This is a genomic window from Pseudomonas sp. SMSB3 (assembly GCF_052041965.1).
In the GTDB taxonomy this organism is placed as follows: Bacteria; Pseudomonadota; Gammaproteobacteria; order Pseudomonadales; family Pseudomonadaceae; genus Aquipseudomonas.
The window spans coordinates 188,073-204,808 of sequence record NZ_JBKGGV010000007.1 but is presented as its reverse complement, the minus strand read 5'-3'; the positions used below and the strand labels follow the sequence as shown (position 1 = coordinate 204,808).

13 protein-coding genes are annotated in these 16,736 nt (G+C 60.9%); 1 reads left to right on the top strand and 12 read right to left on the bottom strand.

Features of this window, described 5'->3' with window-relative positions; all coding sequences use genetic code 11:
• Positions 1 to 49: 49 nt before the first annotated feature.
• The 3 genes from htpG to ACLEJW_RS13935 form a co-directional block, all read right to left on the bottom strand.
• Complete coding sequence (htpG, locus tag ACLEJW_RS13945; RefSeq protein WP_145188938.1) at positions 50 to 1,957, bottom strand: molecular chaperone HtpG; 1,908 nt, start codon at positions 1,955 to 1,957, stop codon at positions 50 to 52.
• 70 nt (positions 1,958 to 2,027) lie between these two features.
• The gene (locus tag ACLEJW_RS13940) at positions 2,028 to 2,510 is read right to left on the bottom strand and encodes a PaaI family thioesterase (RefSeq protein WP_313301069.1); all 483 of its coding nucleotides are present in this window, start codon (positions 2,508 to 2,510) and stop codon (positions 2,028 to 2,030) included.
• On the bottom strand, positions 2,507 to 2,983 hold the full coding sequence (locus tag ACLEJW_RS13935; RefSeq protein WP_440777749.1) for a PaaI family thioesterase: 477 nt from the start codon (positions 2,981 to 2,983) through the stop codon (positions 2,507 to 2,509). The genes ACLEJW_RS13940 and ACLEJW_RS13935 overlap by 4 nt, the downstream gene beginning before the upstream one ends.
• 154 nt (positions 2,984 to 3,137) lie before the next feature.
• On the opposite strand from ACLEJW_RS13935, the gene ACLEJW_RS13930 reads away from it, so the two are divergent.
• On the top strand, positions 3,138 to 3,419 hold the full coding sequence (locus tag ACLEJW_RS13930) for a hypothetical protein (RefSeq protein WP_145188946.1): 282 nt from the start codon (positions 3,138 to 3,140) through the stop codon (positions 3,417 to 3,419).
• 54 nt (positions 3,420 to 3,473) lie between these two features.
• Here ACLEJW_RS13930 and ACLEJW_RS13925 read toward each other — a convergent pair whose 3' ends face one another.
• The 9 genes from ACLEJW_RS13925 to sdhA all read right to left on the bottom strand — a co-directional run bounded on the left by ACLEJW_RS13925 (position 3,474) and on the right by sdhA (position 16,733).
• Entirely contained in the window at positions 3,474 to 4,238 is a 765-nt protein-coding gene (locus ACLEJW_RS13925; protein WP_145188948.1) for a DUF599 domain-containing protein, read from the bottom strand.
• Positions 4,239 to 4,470: 232 nt separating this feature from the next.
• A complete protein-coding gene (gene brnQ / locus ACLEJW_RS13920) occupies positions 4,471 to 5,784 on the bottom strand; it encodes a branched-chain amino acid transport system II carrier protein (RefSeq protein ID WP_145188951.1) in 1,314 nt (437 codons plus the stop codon).
• A 361-nt stretch (positions 5,785 to 6,145) separates the two neighbouring features.
• Positions 6,146 to 7,030: a succinate--CoA ligase subunit alpha gene (gene sucD / locus ACLEJW_RS13915; protein WP_003254203.1), complete on the bottom strand. Its 885-nt coding sequence runs from the start codon at positions 7,028 to 7,030 to the stop codon at positions 6,146 to 6,148.
• Positions 7,030 to 8,196 (bottom strand): ADP-forming succinate--CoA ligase subunit beta, encoded by a 1,167-nt coding sequence (gene sucC, locus ACLEJW_RS13910; RefSeq protein WP_003254205.1) that lies wholly within the window; start codon positions 8,194 to 8,196, stop codon positions 7,030 to 7,032. Before sucC ends, sucD begins: the two co-directional genes overlap by 1 nt.
• Positions 8,197 to 8,367: 171 nt before the next feature.
• Positions 8,368 to 9,804 carry a dihydrolipoyl dehydrogenase gene (gene lpdA, locus ACLEJW_RS13905; RefSeq protein ID WP_145188954.1) on the bottom strand — a complete coding sequence of 479 codons (1,437 nt, stop codon included), beginning with the start codon at positions 9,802 to 9,804 and terminating at the stop codon, positions 8,368 to 8,370.
• A gap of 96 nt (positions 9,805 to 9,900) precedes the next feature.
• Positions 9,901 to 11,124 carry a 2-oxoglutarate dehydrogenase complex dihydrolipoyllysine-residue succinyltransferase gene (gene odhB / locus ACLEJW_RS13900; protein ID WP_440777748.1) on the bottom strand — a complete coding sequence of 408 codons (1,224 nt, stop codon included), beginning with the start codon at positions 11,122 to 11,124 and terminating at the stop codon, positions 9,901 to 9,903.
• Between the two features lie 42 nt (positions 11,125 to 11,166).
• Positions 11,167 to 13,998 (bottom strand): 2-oxoglutarate dehydrogenase E1 component, encoded by a 2,832-nt coding sequence (locus tag ACLEJW_RS13895; RefSeq protein ID WP_440777747.1) that lies wholly within the window; start codon positions 13,996 to 13,998, stop codon positions 11,167 to 11,169.
• A 246-nt stretch (positions 13,999 to 14,244) separates the two neighbouring features.
• Positions 14,245 to 14,949 carry a succinate dehydrogenase iron-sulfur subunit gene (locus ACLEJW_RS13890; protein ID WP_060478582.1) on the bottom strand — a complete coding sequence of 235 codons (705 nt, stop codon included), beginning with the start codon at positions 14,947 to 14,949 and terminating at the stop codon, positions 14,245 to 14,247.
• Positions 14,950 to 14,960: 11 nt separating this feature from the next.
• Positions 14,961 to 16,733: a succinate dehydrogenase flavoprotein subunit gene (gene sdhA, locus ACLEJW_RS13885; RefSeq protein WP_145188964.1), complete on the bottom strand. Its 1,773-nt coding sequence runs from the start codon at positions 16,731 to 16,733 to the stop codon at positions 14,961 to 14,963.
• Positions 16,734 to 16,736: the final 3 nt, after the last annotated feature.

Sequence of the window (16,736 nt, the reverse complement as noted above, 5' to 3'; positions counted from 1 at the left end):
TGCTCACAATGAAAAAAGCCCGCCGAAGCGGGCTTTGCTGTGCGTCAACTCATGCAGACAGCTCGACGAGCAGCTTGTTCAGGCGACGCACATACGCCGCAGGGTCCTTCAAGCTGTCACCGGCGGCCAAGGCTGCCTGATCGAAGAGAATGTGCGACAGTTCGGCGAAGCGATCTTCGCTTTGCTCATGATCGAGTTTCTCGATCAGCGGGTGAGTTGGATTGAACTCGAAGATCGGCTTGGATTCCGGCACTTTCTGCCCGCTGGCCTCGAGAATCTGACGCATCTGCAGACCCAGATCCTGCTCACCGATGGCCAGAATGGCCGGCGAGTCGGTCAGGCGATGCGAGACCCGCACCTCGGCCACGCTGTCACCGAGCGCGCCTTTGAGGCGCTCGACCAGGCCTTCCTTGTCCTTGGCGACTTCTTCCTGGGCTTTCTTGTCCTCTTCGGAGTCCAGCTTGCCCAGATCCAGGTCACCACGGGCCACGTCGACGAACGCTTTGCCGTCGAATTCATTGAGGTAGCTCATCAGCCACTCATCGATGCGATCGGTCAGCAGCAGCACTTCGATGCCTTTCTTGCGGAAGACTTCCAGGTGCGGGCTGTTCTTCACCTGCGCGTAGGACTCACCGGTGAGGTAGTAGATCTTGTCCTGGCCTTCCTTGGCACGCGCCAGGTAGTCGGCCAAGGCAACGCTCTGCTCGCCGCTGTCGTCATGGGTGGAGGCGAAGCGCAGCAGACCGGCGATCTTTTCCTTGTTGGCGAAGTCCTCGGCCGGGCCTTCCTTGAGCACCTGGCCAAAGTTCTTCCAGAAGCCTTTGTATTGCTCAGGTTCGTTCTTGGCCAGCTTCTCGAGCATGTCCAGCACGCGCTTGGTCAGCGCCGTCTTCATCGAGTCGATGATCGGGTCCTTCTGCAGAATTTCCCGCGATACGTTCAGCGACAGGTCGTTGGAATCGACCACACCCTTGATGAAGCGCAGGTACAGCGGCAGGAACGACTCAGCCTGGTCCATGATGAACACGCGCTGCACGTAGAGCTTCAGGCCGCGCGGCGCTTCACGCTGATACAGGTCGAACGGGGCGCGGGCCGGTACGTAGAGCAGCGAGTTGTACTCGAGCTTGCCCTCGACCTTGTTGTGGCTCCAGGCCAGCGGGTTTTCGAAATCGTGACCGATGTGCTTGTAGAATTCCTGGTATTCCTCGTCCTTGACCTCGCTGCGCGAACGGGTCCACAGGGCACTGGCGCGGTTGACGGTTTCCCATTCCTGCGCAGGCTGCTCTTCACCCTCGGCGGCTTCGGCCTGCTCCTTGGGCAGCTCGATGGGCAGGGCGATGTGGTCGGAGTACTTCTTGACCACATTGCGCAGGCGCCAGCCGTCGGCGAATTCCTGCTCGTCCTTCTTCAGGTGCAGGACGATTCGGGTGCCACGCTGTGGCTTGTCGATGGTGGCGACTTCGAATTCGCCCTCGCCCTTGGACGACCAGTGCACGCCTTCTGCAGCGGGCTGACCGGCACGGCGGCTGTAGACGTCGACCTGGTCGGCGACGATGAACGCCGAGTAGAAACCAACACCGAACTGACCGATCAGGTGCGAGTCCTTTTTCTGGTCGCCGGTGAGGTTCTTCATGAAGTCGGCGGTACCGGATTTGGCGATGGTGCCCAGGTGGGCGATCACATCGTCGCGGCTCATGCCGATGCCGTTGTCTTCGAGCGTTACGGTGCCGGCCTCCTTGTCGAAGCTCAGGCGGATTTTCAGGTCGGCGTCGTTCTCGAGCAATTCAGGCTTGGCCAACGCTTCGAAACGCAGCTTGTCGGCGGCGTCAGAGGCGTTGGAGATCAGCTCCCGCAGGAAGATTTCCTTGTTCGAGTACAGCGAATGGATCATGAGGTGCAGCAGCTGCTTTACCTCGGTCTGGAAGCCCAGCGTTTCTTTTTGAGTCTCCACACTCATGGTCTTCAAAACTCCGATCTGATGGCAATGGCGCCTGGCGGCCGTTACGGCCAGCCTTTGACGGCGGATGTCATTCAGATGGGGGCTGGCCTGACGAATTCAAGGGCTTTTGCGGTTCGATCTTGAAATGAGCGCGCGCAGTGGCGATCGGCGTGTGCGCATCGGCCTGCCAGGCGGTGATGGCGACGTTGGTCACACGCCGCCCCTGGCGCCACAGCTGGCAGCGTGCGTAGGTGTCGCGGTAGTGCCCGGCACGCAGGTAGTCGACGGAGAAGTCGATGATCTTGGGAATGCTCGCGCTTTCGCTGTAGATCAACAGGTACAAGGCTGCAGACAGCTCCATGAAACCGGCGATGACCCCGCCGTGGATGGCCGGCAGCAATGGGTTGCCGATGTTGTCTTCGCTGGCCGGGAGCCGAAACAGCAAGTCCTGCCCTACCCGCTCGCACTCGACGCCGATCAAGCCGGCGTAGGGTATCAACGCCAGCAGCGGCCGGTAATCACCGACCGCGTGTGCGGCGCTGAGTTGCTGGCGCACCTCCTGCGGGATCATGCTTCACCCGCCTTGAGGCTGTTGCCGAAGCGAATACCGCCCTTGATGTCCTGCCCCAGGCGCATGAAGGTGCCTACCGCATGGCAGATCGGTTGGGTAGGGTCGTCCTGATAGGCTGTGCCACGGGTGAAGATCACGTCGCGGGTCACTCGATAGCACTGTGAATGGCCGTAGATCGGCTTGTGCGGGGTGGCGGCATGCATGTAGTCGATGCGCAGGTCCAGGGTTGGGCACACTTCGAAACGCGGTAGCACGCACAGGGTTGCCATGCCGCAGGTCGTGTCCATCAACGTGCTGAGCGCGCCTCCATGCACCGCACCACTTTGCGGGTTGCCGACAATTGCCGGTGACCACGGCAGCATGAGTGTGATACCTGCAGGACCGGCGGCGGCCACCTGCATGCCCAACAACTGACAGTGTTTCAACGCCGACAGAAATCGCTCGGCCATGGCCATTAACTCAGTGTCGTTCATATCCCGTTCCGTCATTAACTGCGCATGGACATAAAAGCAGTAGCCAAGGCGCGCTTGAATGAGTTGTTATATATCTGCAACCGCAGCGGAACTTATCCGAAACGGCTGAACTCGAAGGAACAAGTCGATTATTCCACCAAGGAGATACACCCTCATGCGTAAACCTTTTGCTTTTGCTCTGATGCTGGCTGCTGCCATGGGCCTGGCCGCTTGCGATAAAGCGAGCGAAGACAAAGCCCAGGACGCACAAGAACACCGCGAGCAAGCCCAGGAAAAAATGGACGACGCTCAGGATAAGATGAACGACGCTGCCAAGGAAAACGCCGAAGCTGCCAAAGATCAGGCTGAAGCCCAGCAGAAGGCCGCTGAAGAGGCCGCACCGGCCACTCCAGCCACCGCCCCTGCAACTGCTCCGGCCGAACCTGCCAAGCAGTAATAAGCCAGATACAAAAAACCCGACACCTGTGTCGGGTTTTTTTATGCCGGTGGATTAACGATTAATCGTTTCAGTCGGTAGTACAGGTGCATCTTTACTCGCTTCCAGTGGCAGGCTTTGGGTGGGCGTGAAGACCATCACCTCCAACACGTCGGAATGAAACTCGCGGCGGTACAAGATCAATACCACGCCGACACTCACCAGCATGAACAACCACGGGCTGATGAACCAGGTCAGCATGGCCATGCCGAAGTAATAAGAGCGCAGGCCCAAGTTGAACTGGTTGGCCGCCAGTGACAACACCCGCGCAGCCCGTGAAGCGAAGGCCTTGCGCTCCAATTCATTGACCAGGCGCTCACCGATCATGGGTGCCGAGCCGACCAGCACTGCGGCGAAGTTGTACTGGCGCATGCACCAACTGAAAGTGAAGAACGCGTAGACGAACACCATGGCCAGGCACAGCAATTTTATTTCCGACATGCCCTGGGAGGCTTGCTGCACCATAGGCAGGTCAGCCAGGAGCGACAGCGCTCGGTCGGAGGCGCCCAGTACGGTAAGAATGCCCGCCAGGATGATCAGCGTGCTGGAGGCGAAGAACGACGCGTTGCGCTCCAGATTGCCAATCACGCTGGCGTCGGCGATGCGGTTGTCCCGTAGCAGCATGCGGCGCATCCAGTCCTCGCGATACAGGTGCAGCACGCTGGCCAGGCACGCCGTGTCGCGGCCCTTCCAGATCGCGTAGCGGGTATAACCGCCCCAGCAGAGTGCGAACCAGCAAACGGCCAGCAGGTTGTGAAGGTTGCTTTGGATGAAGTGCATGCAGAGTTCCCGAGCGGCAGGTGCACAGAGAATAAGGTCGCCTGTTCGACGCTGCCTAGCGGTAAAAGGCACAGGCTGAGGTTGAAAGCGGCGCGAGGTGCGCAGGCCTTGCTGCAGCAACAGCCAGGCAAGAAAAAGCCCCGCCTCTCAACAGAGAACGGGGCTTCGGCGTTGACAGCTTGGGCAGGCGCCCCTTGGCTTGTGGCCGGCGCCGCCTCAAGCCATCAACCCATCACGCCAGCGCTTCGCGCGGCTTGCCGAGCATCCGGTCGCACGCCACGGCGGCTACCAGCGTCAGCACTGAAGGCACCAACCAGGCCAGGCCTTGATCACTGAGTGGCAGGTGCGCCATGAAGTCAGGCAGCACGTGGGCAACGCTGCTGCCCTTGACCGCGTCGACCACACCGAACAGCAACGACACCAGCATTACCGGCGCCAGAATGCGCGTCGGCGAGTTCCACAGATCCTTCACGAAGCTCAGCCCCACCACCACGATGCATGGCGGATAAATCGCGGTGAGCACCGGGATCGAGAACATGATCAGCTTGGTCAGGCCCAGGTTGGAGATCAGCAGCGAGAAGCCGGCCAGGATCACCACCAGCGCGCGGTACGACAACGGCAGGATCTTGCTGAAGTACTCGGCACAGGCGCAAGTCAGGCCGACCGCGGTCACCAGGCAAGCCAGGGCGATCAGTACGGCGAGAAAACCGCTGCCCAACCAGCCGAAGGTATGTTGCACGTAGGCATGCAGCACCGCAGCACCATTGGAGGCACCGGCGGCGATTTCATGGCTGCTGGCGCCGAGTCGGAACAGGCTGACATAGACCAGGGCCAGACCGACACCTGCGATCAGACCGGCGATGATCGCGTAGCGCGTGATCAATTTAGGCGACTCGACGCCGCGCGAGCGGATGGCGTTGACGATGACGATACCGAACACCAGGGCGCCCAGGGTATCCATGGTCAGGTACCCATCGGAGAAGCCCTTGGAGAACGCGGCAGCGGCATAGGCTGGCTGCGCTTCGCCAACGGTACCCGCCGGCAGCGCGAAGGCCGCGACGCCCAGCACCGCCAGGGCCAGGATTTTCAACGGTGCGAGGAAGCGCCCGACCGTGTCGAGCAACTTGCCCGGATACATCGACACCGCCAGCACCACGGCGAAGTACACCAGGCTGTAGATGAACAGCGCCGTCGGGCTTTCACCGGTCAACGGCGCCACGCCCACCTCGAACGAGACGGTCGCAGTACGCGGCGTTGCGAACAGCGGGCCGACCGACAGGTAGCACACAGCTGCCAGCAGGCCACCGAAGAACTTGCCGATCGGGCTGCTCAGGGCGTCCATGCCACCACCGACCTTGGCCAAGGCAATCACAGTGATCACGGGCAGGCCCACGGCTGTCACCAAAAAGCCCAGCGCCGCCATCCAGACGTGCGGACCAGACTGCAGACCGACGATAGGCGGGAAGATGATATTGCCGGCGCCAACGAAAAGCGCAAACGTCATAAAGCCAAGCGCCAGGATATCCTGGCCTTTGAGAACTTTCATTTAGGGTAGTACCACACTGCTGAAATCGGGATTCGAGAGGGGATTTCCCCGTGGATGAGGGAAATGCTGCCCGGCTTGATAGGCCAGACCCGTTTAGCGTGTCGTTCCCTTTTGGGGTACGGGCACAGAGTGAACGCGTAGATTAACCGTTTTACCCAGCAAACGCACTGGCACAGTGCCGGTTGTCCGATGTGCATACATGTTTGTCGTCTCTGTGAACGCAGACAGCAGGGATTATCCTCCTATCGAGGATGCCGTCTGTGTGAAAATTCCTATCAATCCCATCGAAAATTCTTTATTGCCTAGATACGACAAAGGCCACCCGAAGGTGGCCTTTGTGCGCGTGGGGGGTGTAGCGGTATTACTTCTTGGCTTCCCAGCCGGTCAGCTCGGCCAGCGCCTTGCCGATGTCAGCCAGGGAACGCACGGTCTTCACACCAGCGTCCTGCAGCGCGGCGAATTTCTCGTCCGCAGTGCCTTTGCCGCCGGAGATGATCGCACCAGCGTGGCCCATACGCTTGCCCGCAGGTGCAGTGACACCGGCGATGTAGGAAACCACTGGCTTGGTCACGTGGGCCTTGATGTAGGCCGCAGCTTCTTCTTCAGCCGAACCGCCGATTTCGCCGATCATGACGATCGCTTCAGTCTTCGGATCTTCCTGGAACAGCTTCAGGATGTCGATGAAGTTGGAGCCTGGGATCGGGTCGCCACCGATGCCCACGCAGGTCGACTGGCCGAAGCCGGCGTCGGTGGTCTGCTTGACCGCTTCGTAGGTCAGGGTGCCGGAGCGCGAAACGATACCGACCTTGCCCGGCAAGTGGATGTGGCCTGGCATGATGCCGATCTTGCACTCGCCCGGGGTGATCACACCTGGGCAGTTAGGGCCGATCAGGGTCACGCCCAGTTCGTCGCACTTGACCTTGGCATCGAGCATATCCAGGGTAGGAATGCCTTCGGTGATGCACACGATCAGCTTGATGCCACCGAACGCGGCTTCCAGGATCGAATCCTTGCAGAACGGAGCCGGAACGTAGATCACCGACGCGTCAGCGCCGGTTGCTTCAACGGCTTCCTTGACGGTGTTGAACACCGGCAGGCCCAGGTGGGTGGTGCCACCCTTGCCTGGCGTAACACCACCGACCATCTTGGTGCCGTAGGCGATGGCTTGTTCGGAGTGGAAAGTACCCTGCGAGCCGGTGAAGCCCTGGCAGATGACTTTGGTGTCTTTATTGATCAGGACGCTCATTACTTGCCCTCCGCAGCTTTGACAACTTGTTGAGCAGCGTCGGTCAGGCTGGTTGCCGCAATGATGTTCAAACCGCTTTCTGCCAGTACTTTAGCGCCCAGTTCGGCGTTGTTGCCTTCGAGGCGAACCACGACCGGAACCTTGACGCCAACTTCTTTCACTGCACCGATGATGCCTTCGGCAATCATGTCGCAGCGAACGATGCCGCCGAAGATGTTGACCAGCACTGCAGCGACATTGCTGTCGGACAGGATGATCTTGAACGCTTCGGTAACGCGCTCTTTGGTAGCGCCGCCACCTACGTCGAGGAAGTTGGCTGGCTTGCCGCCGTGCAGGTTGACGATGTCCATGGTCCCCATGGCCAGGCCAGCACCGTTGACCATGCAGCCGATGTTGCCTTCGAGGGCAACGTAGTTCAGTTCGAACTTGGCAGCGTGGGCTTCACGGGCGTCGTCCTGGGACGGGTCATGGAAGGTCTTGAGCTTCGGTTGACGGTACATCGCGTTGGCGTCGATGTTGATCTTGGCATCGAGGCAGTGCAGGTCGCCATCAGCCTTGATCACCAGCGGGTTCACTTCCAGCAGGGCCAGATCGTGATCCTTGAACAGCTTGGCCAGACCCACGAAGATCTTGGCGAACTGTTGAACCTGCTTGCCTTCCAGACCCAGCTGGAACGCCAGTTCACGACCCTGGAACGGCTGAGCGCCGACCAGAGGGTCGATGGTGGCCTTGAGAATCTTCTCAGGCGTTTCGTGAGCGACTTTCTCGATGTCCACGCCACCTTCGGTGGAAGCCATGAACACGATGCGGCGGCTCGAACGATCCACTACAGCGCCCAGGTACAGCTCCTTGGCGATGTCAGTGCAGGATTCGACCAGAATCTTGGAGACGGGTTGACCGTTGGCATCGGTCTGGTAGGTAACCAGATTCTTGCCCAACCACTGTGCAGCGAACGCCTTGGCGTCTTCCTTGCTGCGAACCAGCTTGACGCCGCCCGCCTTGCCGCGACCACCGGCGTGAACCTGGGCCTTAACCACCCACTCGTTCCCGCCGATCTTGTCGCAGGCTTCTGCAGCTTGCTCAGGGGTATCGACTGCGAAACCCTTGGAAACTGGCAGGCCGTACTCAGCGAACAGCTGCTTACCCTGATACTCGTGAAGATTCATGCTTTTTACCGTCTTCGTTAGGTACTGCGCTTCGGCGCTGCGCCATTGCTGGCGCCGCACCACCTGTGACCGTCAACCCCGGTTTTCCCGTGTAGTCCGGTCCGGCGGACGTTCCGCGGTGAGTCATGCACGCAAGACTCACGACGGGCAGCCCGCCGTGGTTTCTTATAATTAACGCTTCTTACGGTTGGCCACGTGAATGGCGCCGCCATTCACTGCCAGCGCTGCTTCATGCAGCGCTTCGGACAGGGTCGGATGGCTGAAGACCATCATGCCCAGATCCTCGGCACTGGTGCCGAATTCCATTGCGATCGCGCCTTGCTGAACCAGCTCGGCAGCCGATGGGCCGATCACGTGAACACCCAGGACGCGGTCGGTCTTGGCATCGGCGATGACCTTGACGAAACCGCCGGTGTCGTTGGCTGCCATCGCACGGCCGCTGGCGGCGAACGGGAAGGTGCCTACGTTAACCTCAACACCCTCGGCCTTCAAGGACTGTTCGGTCTTGCCGACCCAAGCGATTTCCGGGTGGGTGTAGATGACCGATGGGATCAGGTCGTAGTTCATCTGGGCCTTGTGGCCCTTGATGCGCTCAACCACCATGATGCCTTCTTCCGACGCCTTGTGCGCCAGCATCAGGCCGCGCACCACGTCACCGATGGCGAACACGCCCGGTACGCTGGTGGCGCATTGGTCGTCGACATAGATGTAGCCGCGCTCGTCGATGTTCACACCGCTGTCGGCAGCCAGCAGGTCAGTGGTCACAGGACGGCGGCCAACGGCAACGATCAGCTTGTCGAAGGTGATCTTCTGCTCGCCTTCGGCGTTGGTGTAGGTCACTTCGACTTCGTCGCCGTTGACTTTCGAGCCAGTGACGCGAGCGCCCAGCTTGATGTCCAGGCCTTGCTTGGTCAGGGTTTTCTGGGCTTCCTTGGACACCGCGGTGTCGGCAGCCATCAGGAAGGTGTCCAGCGCTTCCAGGACAGTCACTTGCGCGCCCAGGCGAGCCCAGACCGAACCCAGCTCCAGGCCGATCACGCCAGCACCGATAACGCCCAGACGCTGCGGTACGCTCTGGAATTCCAGGGCGCCAGTGGAATCGACGATGACGTTCTGGTCGACCGGCGCCGGTGGAATGTCGATCGGACGCGAGCCGGAAGCGAGGATCACGTTCTCCGCTTCGATGACTTCGCTGGTACCGTCAGCCTTGGTCACTTCGACTTTCTTGCCGGCCAGCAGCTTGCCGTGGCCCTGGATGGAAGTCACGCCGTTGGCCTTGAACAGGGTGGCGACACCACCGGTCAGGTTCTTCACGATGCCAGCCTTGCGGCCAACCATCGCGGCGACGTCCATCTTCACTTCACCGGTGGAGATACCGTGAACGTTGAAGCTCTCCTTGGCTTCCTTGTACTTCCAGGAGCTGTCGAGCAGCGCCTTGGACGGGATGCAGCCTACGTTCAGGCAGGTGCCGCCCAGGGCCAGCTTGCCCTCGGCGTCGGTGTACTTCTCGATGCAGGCAGTCTTCAGACCAAGTTGGGCGGCCTTGATGGCAGCCACATAGCCGCCAGGACCTGCACCAATCACCACTACGTCGAATTTCTGGGTCATAAAAGATTCCTTGTTAGCTTCAAGCGGCAAGCTGCAAGCCGCAAGACAGACACGCTTCGGCTTGAAGCATGCCGCTTGCAGCTTACAGCTGCGCGATTAGATGTCCAGCAGCAGGCGAGACGGATCTTCCAGCAGGTTCTTGATGGTGACCAGGAAGGTTACCGCTTCCTTGCCGTCGATCAGGCGGTGGTCGTACGACAGCGCCAGGTACATCATCGGGCGGATCACGACTTGGCCGTTGATTGCCATCGGACGCTGGATGATGTTGTGCATGCCCAGGATCGCGGCTTGTGGCGGGTTGACGATCGGCGTCGACATCATCGAACCGAAGGTGCCACCGTTGGTGATGGTGAAGGTGCCGCCGGTCATCTCTTCGATGGCCAGCTTGCCGTCACGGGCCTTCTTGCCGAAGGTGGCGATGCCGTTTTCGATTTCAGCCAGGCTCATCGACTCGGCATTGCGCAGCACCGGCACCACCAGGCCACGGTCGCTGGAGACGGCAACGCCGACGTCGGCATAGCCGTGATAGACGATGTCGTTGCCATCGATCGATGCGTTGACTGCCGGGAAGCGCTTGAGGGCTTCGGTGGCGGCCTTGACGAAGAACGACATGAAGCCCAGACGCACGCCGTTGTGGGTCTTCTCGAACAGGTCCTTGTACTTCGAACGCAGGGCCATGACTTCGGTCATGTCGACTTCGTTGAAGGTGGTCAGCATGGCCATGTTCGATTGCGCTTCTACCAGACGCTCGGCGATCTTGGCACGCAGACGGGTCATCGGCACGCGCTTCTCGGTGCGATCGCCAGCGGCGGTCACCACAGGCGCGGCAGCGGCGGCAGCAGGCTTGGCAGCCGGTGCTGGAGCGGACTTCTTGTTGGCCACGGCAGCGACCACGTCTTCCTTGGTGATGCGACCGCCTTTGCCGGTGCCGGTGATGCTGGCCAGGTCAATGGCGCTTTCCTCGGCCAGCTTGCGCGCAGCCGGTGCAGCGATCGGGTCGTCTTCGCCGGCATCGGTGCCGGCGGCGGCGGCAGCCGGCGCGGCAGCAGCAGGAGCGGCGGCCGGCGCGGCGGCGGCAGCGCCGCCTTCAACGATCGAACCCAGCACTTCGTCGGACAGAACGGTGTCGCCCTCGCCCTTGACGATCGCGCCCAGCACGCCATCAGCGGTGGCCAGCACTTCCAGGACGACCTTGTCGGTCTCGATGTCGACGATCAGCTCGTCACGCTTGACGGCGTCGCCTGGCTGCTTGTGCCAGGTGGCAACGGTGCCATCGGCAACCGATTCCGGGAAGGTTGGGGCTTTGATCTCGATAGCCATTATCTGTGTTTCCTTAAATTCGGTTTCAGGTGCGCGAAGGCATTAAACGGTGAAGGCGTCTTGCAGCAGTTTTTCCTGCTGTTCGGCGTGCTTCGATGCGTAACCACAGGCTGGCGCAGCAGAGGCGTCGCGGCCGGCGTATTCCAGGACCAGCGCCTTGTTGTGGCGGCCCAGGATACGGCGCATGTGGTGCTGGCTGCTGTACCAGGCGCCCTGGTTCATCGGTTCTTCCTGGCACCACACCGCATGCTTGAGGTTGCTGTACTGCGCCAGGATTTCGACCAAGTCGTCCTCAGGGAACGGATACAGCTGCTCAAGACGCAGGATCGCGATGTCTTCGCGGCCTTCGGCACGGCGTTTTTCCAGCAGATCGTAGTAAACCTTGCCGCTGCACAGGACCAGGCGTTCGACCTTGGCCGGATCGAGGGTGTCGATTTCCGGGATCACGGTCTGGAACGAGCCTTCGGCCAGGTCTTCGAGGGTCGACACGGCCAGCTTGTGACGCAGCAGCGACTTCGGCGTCAGGACGATCAGCGGCTTGCGCAGCGGACGGATGACCTGGCGACGCAGCAGGTGATAGATCTGCGCTGGAGTGGTTGGCACGCACACCTGGATGTTGTGCTCGGCGCACAGCTGCAGGTAACGCTCAAGACGTGCGGAGGAGTGCTCCGGCCCCTGCCCTTCATAGCCGTGCGGCAGCAGCATGGTCAGACCGCACAGGCGACCCCACTTGTGCTCGCCGCTGGTGATGAACTGGTCGATCACCACCTGGGCACCGTTGGCGAAGTCGCCGAACTGGGCTTCCCAGATCACCAGCGCATTCGGCGTGGTGGTCGAGTAGCCGTATTCGAAGGCCAGAACCGCTTCTTCGGAGAGGAACGAGTCGTACAGCTCGAACTGCGGCTGACCTGGGAACAGGTTCTTCAGCGGCACATAGGTGCTGGCGTCCTTCTGGTTGTGCAGCACCGCGTGACGATGGGAGAAGGTGCCACGGCCGATGTCCTGGCCGGTCATGCGGATCGGGTGACCTTCGAACTGCAACGTGGCGTAGGCCATGGTCTCGGCGTAGCCCCAGTTGATCGGCAAGCCACCGGCTTGCATCTTCTGGCGATCTTCGTAGATCTTCGCGACCTGACGCTGGACGACGAAGCCCTCGGGCAGCTCGAGCAGCTTGGCCGACAGATCCTGCAGGGTCTTGAGGTCGAAGCGGGTGTCGTGACGCGCGGTCCAGGCATGGCCCAGGTATGGACGCCAATCGACGAACAGCTCGCGGTTCGGCTCCTTGACCAGGCTCTTGACCACGTGCAGACCGTTGTCCAGCGCGTTGCGGTACTCGTCGATCTTGGACTGGGCACGCTCGGCGTCGATGCGTCCGGCCTGCAGCAGTGCCTCGGCGTACAGCTCGCGGGTGGTGCGCTGCTTGGTGATCTGCTGGTACATCAACGGCTGGGTGCCGTTCGGCTCGTCGGCCTCGTTATGGCCACGACGGCGGTAGCAGACCAGGTCGATGACCACGTCACGCTTGAACTGCATGCGATAGTCGATGGCCAGCTGGGTCACGAACAACACGGCTTCCGGATCATCGCCGTTGACGTGCAGGATCGGCGCCTGAATCATCTTGGCGACGTCGGTCGCATACTCGGTGGAACGCGAGTCTTCCGGGTTGCTGATGGTGAAGCCAACCTGGTTGTTGATCACGATGTGCACGGTACCGCCGGTCTTGAAACCGCGGGTCTGCGACATCTGGAAGGTTTCCATGACCACGCCCTGACCGGCGAAGGCAGCGTCGCCGTGGATCGAGATCGGCAGCACCTTGTCACCCACGGTATCGTTGCGGCGATCCTGACGGGCGCGCACCGAACCTTCAACCACTGGCGAGACGATTTCCAGGTGGGAGGGGTTGAACGCCATGGCCAGGTGCACTTCGCCACCCGGGGTCATGACGTTGGAGGAGAAGCCCTGGTGATACTTGACGTCACCGGAGCCCAGCTCGTTCATCTTCTTGCCTTCGAACTCATCGAACAGCTCGCGCGGGTTCTTGCCGAAGGTGTTGACCAGCACGTTCAGACGACCACGGTGGGCCATGCCGATCACGACTTCCTTGGTGCCGTAGGAGCCGCAGCGCTGGATCATCTCGTCCAGCATCGGAATCAGGCTCTCGCCACCTTCGAGGCCGAAGCGCTTGGTGCCTGGATACTTGGTGCCCAGGTACTTCTCCAGGCCCTCACCGGCGGTCACGCGCTCGAGCAGGTGGGTCTGCACGTCGACGGAAAACTCCGGACGGCCGCGCACGCTCTCCAGGCGCTGCTGGAACCAGCTGCGCTGCTCGGAATCGACGATGTGGGTGAACTCGGCGCCGATGGTGCGACAATATGTCTTCTGGAGCGCCTCGATGATCTCGCGTAGGATCGCCTCCTCTTTGCCGATGAACAGGTCGCCGGCACGGAAGGTCGTATCAAGATCGGCATTGGTCAAGCCGTAGTGATTGATCGACAGGTCTACGGGCGCTGGTCGCTGCCACAACCCCAAGGGGTCGAGCTTGGCAGCCTGATGGCCGCGCATACGATAGGCCTGGATCAGTCGCAGTACTTCAACCTGCTTCTTCTCGTGTTCTGTGCTCACGCTCCCGGCTGAAACCGGTTGGGCGCGGCGCTGGTTCTTTGCCAGCAGTACGAAATGATCGCGGATCGTCGAGTGCGATACGTCGGTAGCGGTGCTGCCGTCGGCGGGCAACTTCTGGAAGTAGGTGCGCCACTCTTCTGGCACAGCGTTAGGGTCGTGCAGGTAGAGCTCGTAGAGCTCTTCCACATATGCAGCGTTACCACCTGAAAGGTGGGCGCTTTCCCACATGCGCTGCATCACGCTTTCTTGCATGCTTGGTCACCCTCGGTTAGGGGACTGATCGGCGAGAGCCACAGCAAACCTGGAAAAGTCCGAATAAAGCGACTGAACCACGCCACTTGGATCCTGCTGATTTTCCGGGTACCAGCCCGGAAAGCCCCTGCTGGTCTCATATCTTCATAGGTATCGAGCGCGGGCTTTGTGAACCCTTGCTCAGGTTTTACCTCAGTGCGGGCTCACCACCCGCACCTCGGCTTACTACAGGTACAACGCTTTGAATCAGGTGCCGCTTTGCAGCAGCATGTTACGTACGTGACCGATTGCCTTGGTCGGGTTCAGACCCTTGGGGCAAACGTTGACGCAGTTCATGATCCCGCGGCAGCGGAATACGCTGAACGGATCATCCAGGGACGCCAGGCGCTCCTGGGTCTTGGTGTCACGGCTGTCGGCCAGGAAACGGTAGGCTTGCAGCAGCGCGGCTGGGCCCAGGAACTTGTCCGGGTTCCACCAGAACGATGGGCACGAGGTCGAGCAGCAGGCGCACAGAATGCACTCGTAGAGGCCGTCGAGCTTCTCGCGGTCTTCCGGCGACTGCAGGCGCTCGATGGCCGGTGCCGGCGTGTCGTTCTGCAGGAACGGCTTCACCTTCTCGTACTGCTTGTAGAAGATGCTCATGTCGACCACCAGGTCGCGAATGACCGGCAGCCCAGGCAGCGGACGCAGCACCAGCTTGTTGCCCTTGACCACGCCGGACAGCGGGGTGATGCAGGCCAGGCCGTTCTTGCCGTTCATGTTCATGCCGTCGGAGCCGCAAACGCCCTCACGGCAGGAACGACGGTAGGAGAACCCTTCGTCCTTTTCCTTGATCAGCGCCAGGACGTCCAGCACCATCAGGTCCTTGCCGCCGGTATCGACGTCGAACGACTCCATCTTGGGCGCCGAGTCGGTATCCGGGTTGTAACGATAAACTTCGACTTTCAACATAGCAGCCATCCTCAATAAGTCCGGACTTTTGGTTCGAAGGCTGGAACAGTCTTCGGCGCAAAGTTGACGCCACGCTTGGCCACGCGCTTCTCACCCGGGTAGTACAGGGTGTGGCACAGCCAGTTCTCGTCGTCACGGTCTTCGAAGTCTTCACGGGCGTGAGCGCCGCGCGACTCTTTACGGGCTTCGGCCGCGATGGCGGTAGCTTCGGCGACTTCCAGCAGGTTCTGCAGCTCCAGCGCTTCGATACGCGCGGTGTTGAAGGCCTGGGACTTGTCGTTGATCTTGACGTTGGCGATGCGATCACGCAGGCCAGCCAGTTGCTCGATACCCTTCTGCATGTATTCACCGGTACGGAATACACCGAAGTAGTTCTGCATGCAGCTTTGCAGCTCACGCTTGAGGCTGGCGACGTCTTCGCCGGTGGTGCGCTCGTTGAGCTTGTTCAGGCGGTTCAGCGCGACATCGACGTCGGTATCGCTGGCGTCGCGATATTCTACGCCTTCGCTCAGTGCCTTCTCCAGGTGCAGACCGGCCGCACGACCGAAGACCACCAGGTCGAGCAGCGAGTTGCCTCCCAGGCGGTTGGCGCCGTGAACCGATACACAGGCCACTTCACCCACGGCGAACAAGCCCGGGATGATGTGATCCTTGCCGTCGGCGTCCATGGTGATCGCCTGACCATGAATGTTGGTGGCAACGCCGCCCATCATGTAGTGGCAGGTCGGTACGACCGGCACCGGCGCGACCACTGGATCGACATGGGCGAAGGTCTTGGACAGCTCGCAGATACCAGGCAGGCGGCTGTGCAGCACTTCTTCGCCGAGGTGGTCGAGCTTGAGCAGCACGTGGTCCTTGTTCGGGCCCACGCCGTTGCCAGCGATGATTTCCTTGACCATGGAACGGGCCACCACGTCGCGGCCAGCCAGGTCTTTCGCGTTAGGCGCGTAGCGCTCCATGAAACGCTCGCCATGGGCGTTGATCAGGTAACCACCTTCACCACGGCAACCCTCGGTGACCAGAACACCGGCGCCGGCGATGCCGGTGGGGTGGAACTGCCACATTTCGATGTCCTGCACCGGTACGCCAGCACGCAGGGCCATGCCGATACCGTCACCGGTATTGATCAGGGCGTTGGTGGTCGAGGCGTAGATACGCCCGGCGCCGCCGGTGGCCAGTACGGTGGCCTTGGACTTGATGTAGACGGTTTCGCCGGTTTCGATGCAGATGGCGATCACGCCCACGAACGCGCCGTCCTGGTTCTTCACCAGGTCGACTGCATAGTATTCGTTGAGGAACGTGGTACCGGCTTTCAGGTTGCCCTGGTACAGGGTGTGCAGCAGCGCGTGACCAGTACGGTCGGAAGCGGCGCAGGTACGGGCCGCCTGGCCACCCTTGCCGAAGTCCTTGGACTGACCACCGAACGGACGCTGGTAGATACGACCGGTCTCGGTGCGCGAGAACGGCAGACCCATGTGATCCAGCTCGAAGACCGCGGCCGGGCCTTCCTGACACATGTATTCGATAGCGTCCTGGTCACCGATGTAGTCGGAACCTTTGACGGTATCGTACATGTGCCAGCGCCAGTCATCGTTCGGGTCGGCCGAAGCGATGGCGCAGGTGATGCCGCCCTGGGCCGATACGGTGTGCGAACGGGTCGGGAACACCTTGGTCACGACGGCAGTCTTGTGACCGCCCTGGGCCAGCTGCAGCGCTGCGCGCATGCCGGCACCGCCGCCACCGATGATGATGGCGTCGAAGGAAATGGTTGGAATGCTAGCCATGGA

What these genes read in the sequence shown, in the direction of transcription:
- ACLEJW_RS13930 (WP_145188946.1), top strand. Translation starts at nt 3,138, where the DNA reads ATGCGTAAACCTTTTGCTTTTGCTCTGATGCTGGCTGCTGCCATGGGC.
- sucD (WP_003254203.1), bottom strand. Translation starts at nt 7,030, where the DNA reads ATGAGCGTCCTGATCAATAAAGACACCAAAGTCATCTGCCAGGGCTTC.
- sucC (WP_003254205.1), bottom strand. Translation starts at nt 8,196, where the DNA reads ATGAATCTTCACGAGTATCAGGGTAAGCAGCTGTTCGCTGAGTACGGC.
- htpG (WP_145188938.1), bottom strand. Translation starts at nt 1,957, where the DNA reads ATGAGTGTGGAGACTCAAAAAGAAACGCTGGGCTTCCAGACCGAGGTA.
- ACLEJW_RS13935 (WP_440777749.1), bottom strand. Translation starts at nt 2,983, where the DNA reads ATGAACGACACTGAGTTAATGGCCATGGCCGAGCGATTTCTGTCGGCG.
- odhB (WP_440777748.1), bottom strand. Translation starts at nt 11,124, where the DNA reads ATGGCTATCGAGATCAAAGCCCCAACCTTCCCGGAATCGGTTGCCGAT.
- lpdA (WP_145188954.1), bottom strand. Translation starts at nt 9,804, where the DNA reads ATGACCCAGAAATTCGACGTAGTGGTGATTGGTGCAGGTCCTGGCGGC.
- sdhA (WP_145188964.1), bottom strand. Translation starts at nt 16,733, where the DNA reads ATGGCTAGCATTCCAACCATTTCCTTCGACGCCATCATCATCGGTGGC.
- brnQ (WP_145188951.1), bottom strand. Translation starts at nt 5,784, where the DNA reads ATGAAAGTTCTCAAAGGCCAGGATATCCTGGCGCTTGGCTTTATGACG.
- ACLEJW_RS13940 (WP_313301069.1), bottom strand. Translation starts at nt 2,510, where the DNA reads ATGATCCCGCAGGAGGTGCGCCAGCAACTCAGCGCCGCACACGCGGTC.
- ACLEJW_RS13890 (WP_060478582.1), bottom strand. Translation starts at nt 14,949, where the DNA reads ATGTTGAAAGTCGAAGTTTATCGTTACAACCCGGATACCGACTCGGCG.
- ACLEJW_RS13895 (WP_440777747.1), bottom strand. Translation starts at nt 13,998, where the DNA reads ATGCAAGAAAGCGTGATGCAGCGCATGTGGGAAAGCGCCCACCTTTCA.
- ACLEJW_RS13925 (WP_145188948.1), bottom strand. Translation starts at nt 4,238, where the DNA reads ATGCACTTCATCCAAAGCAACCTTCACAACCTGCTGGCCGTTTGCTGG.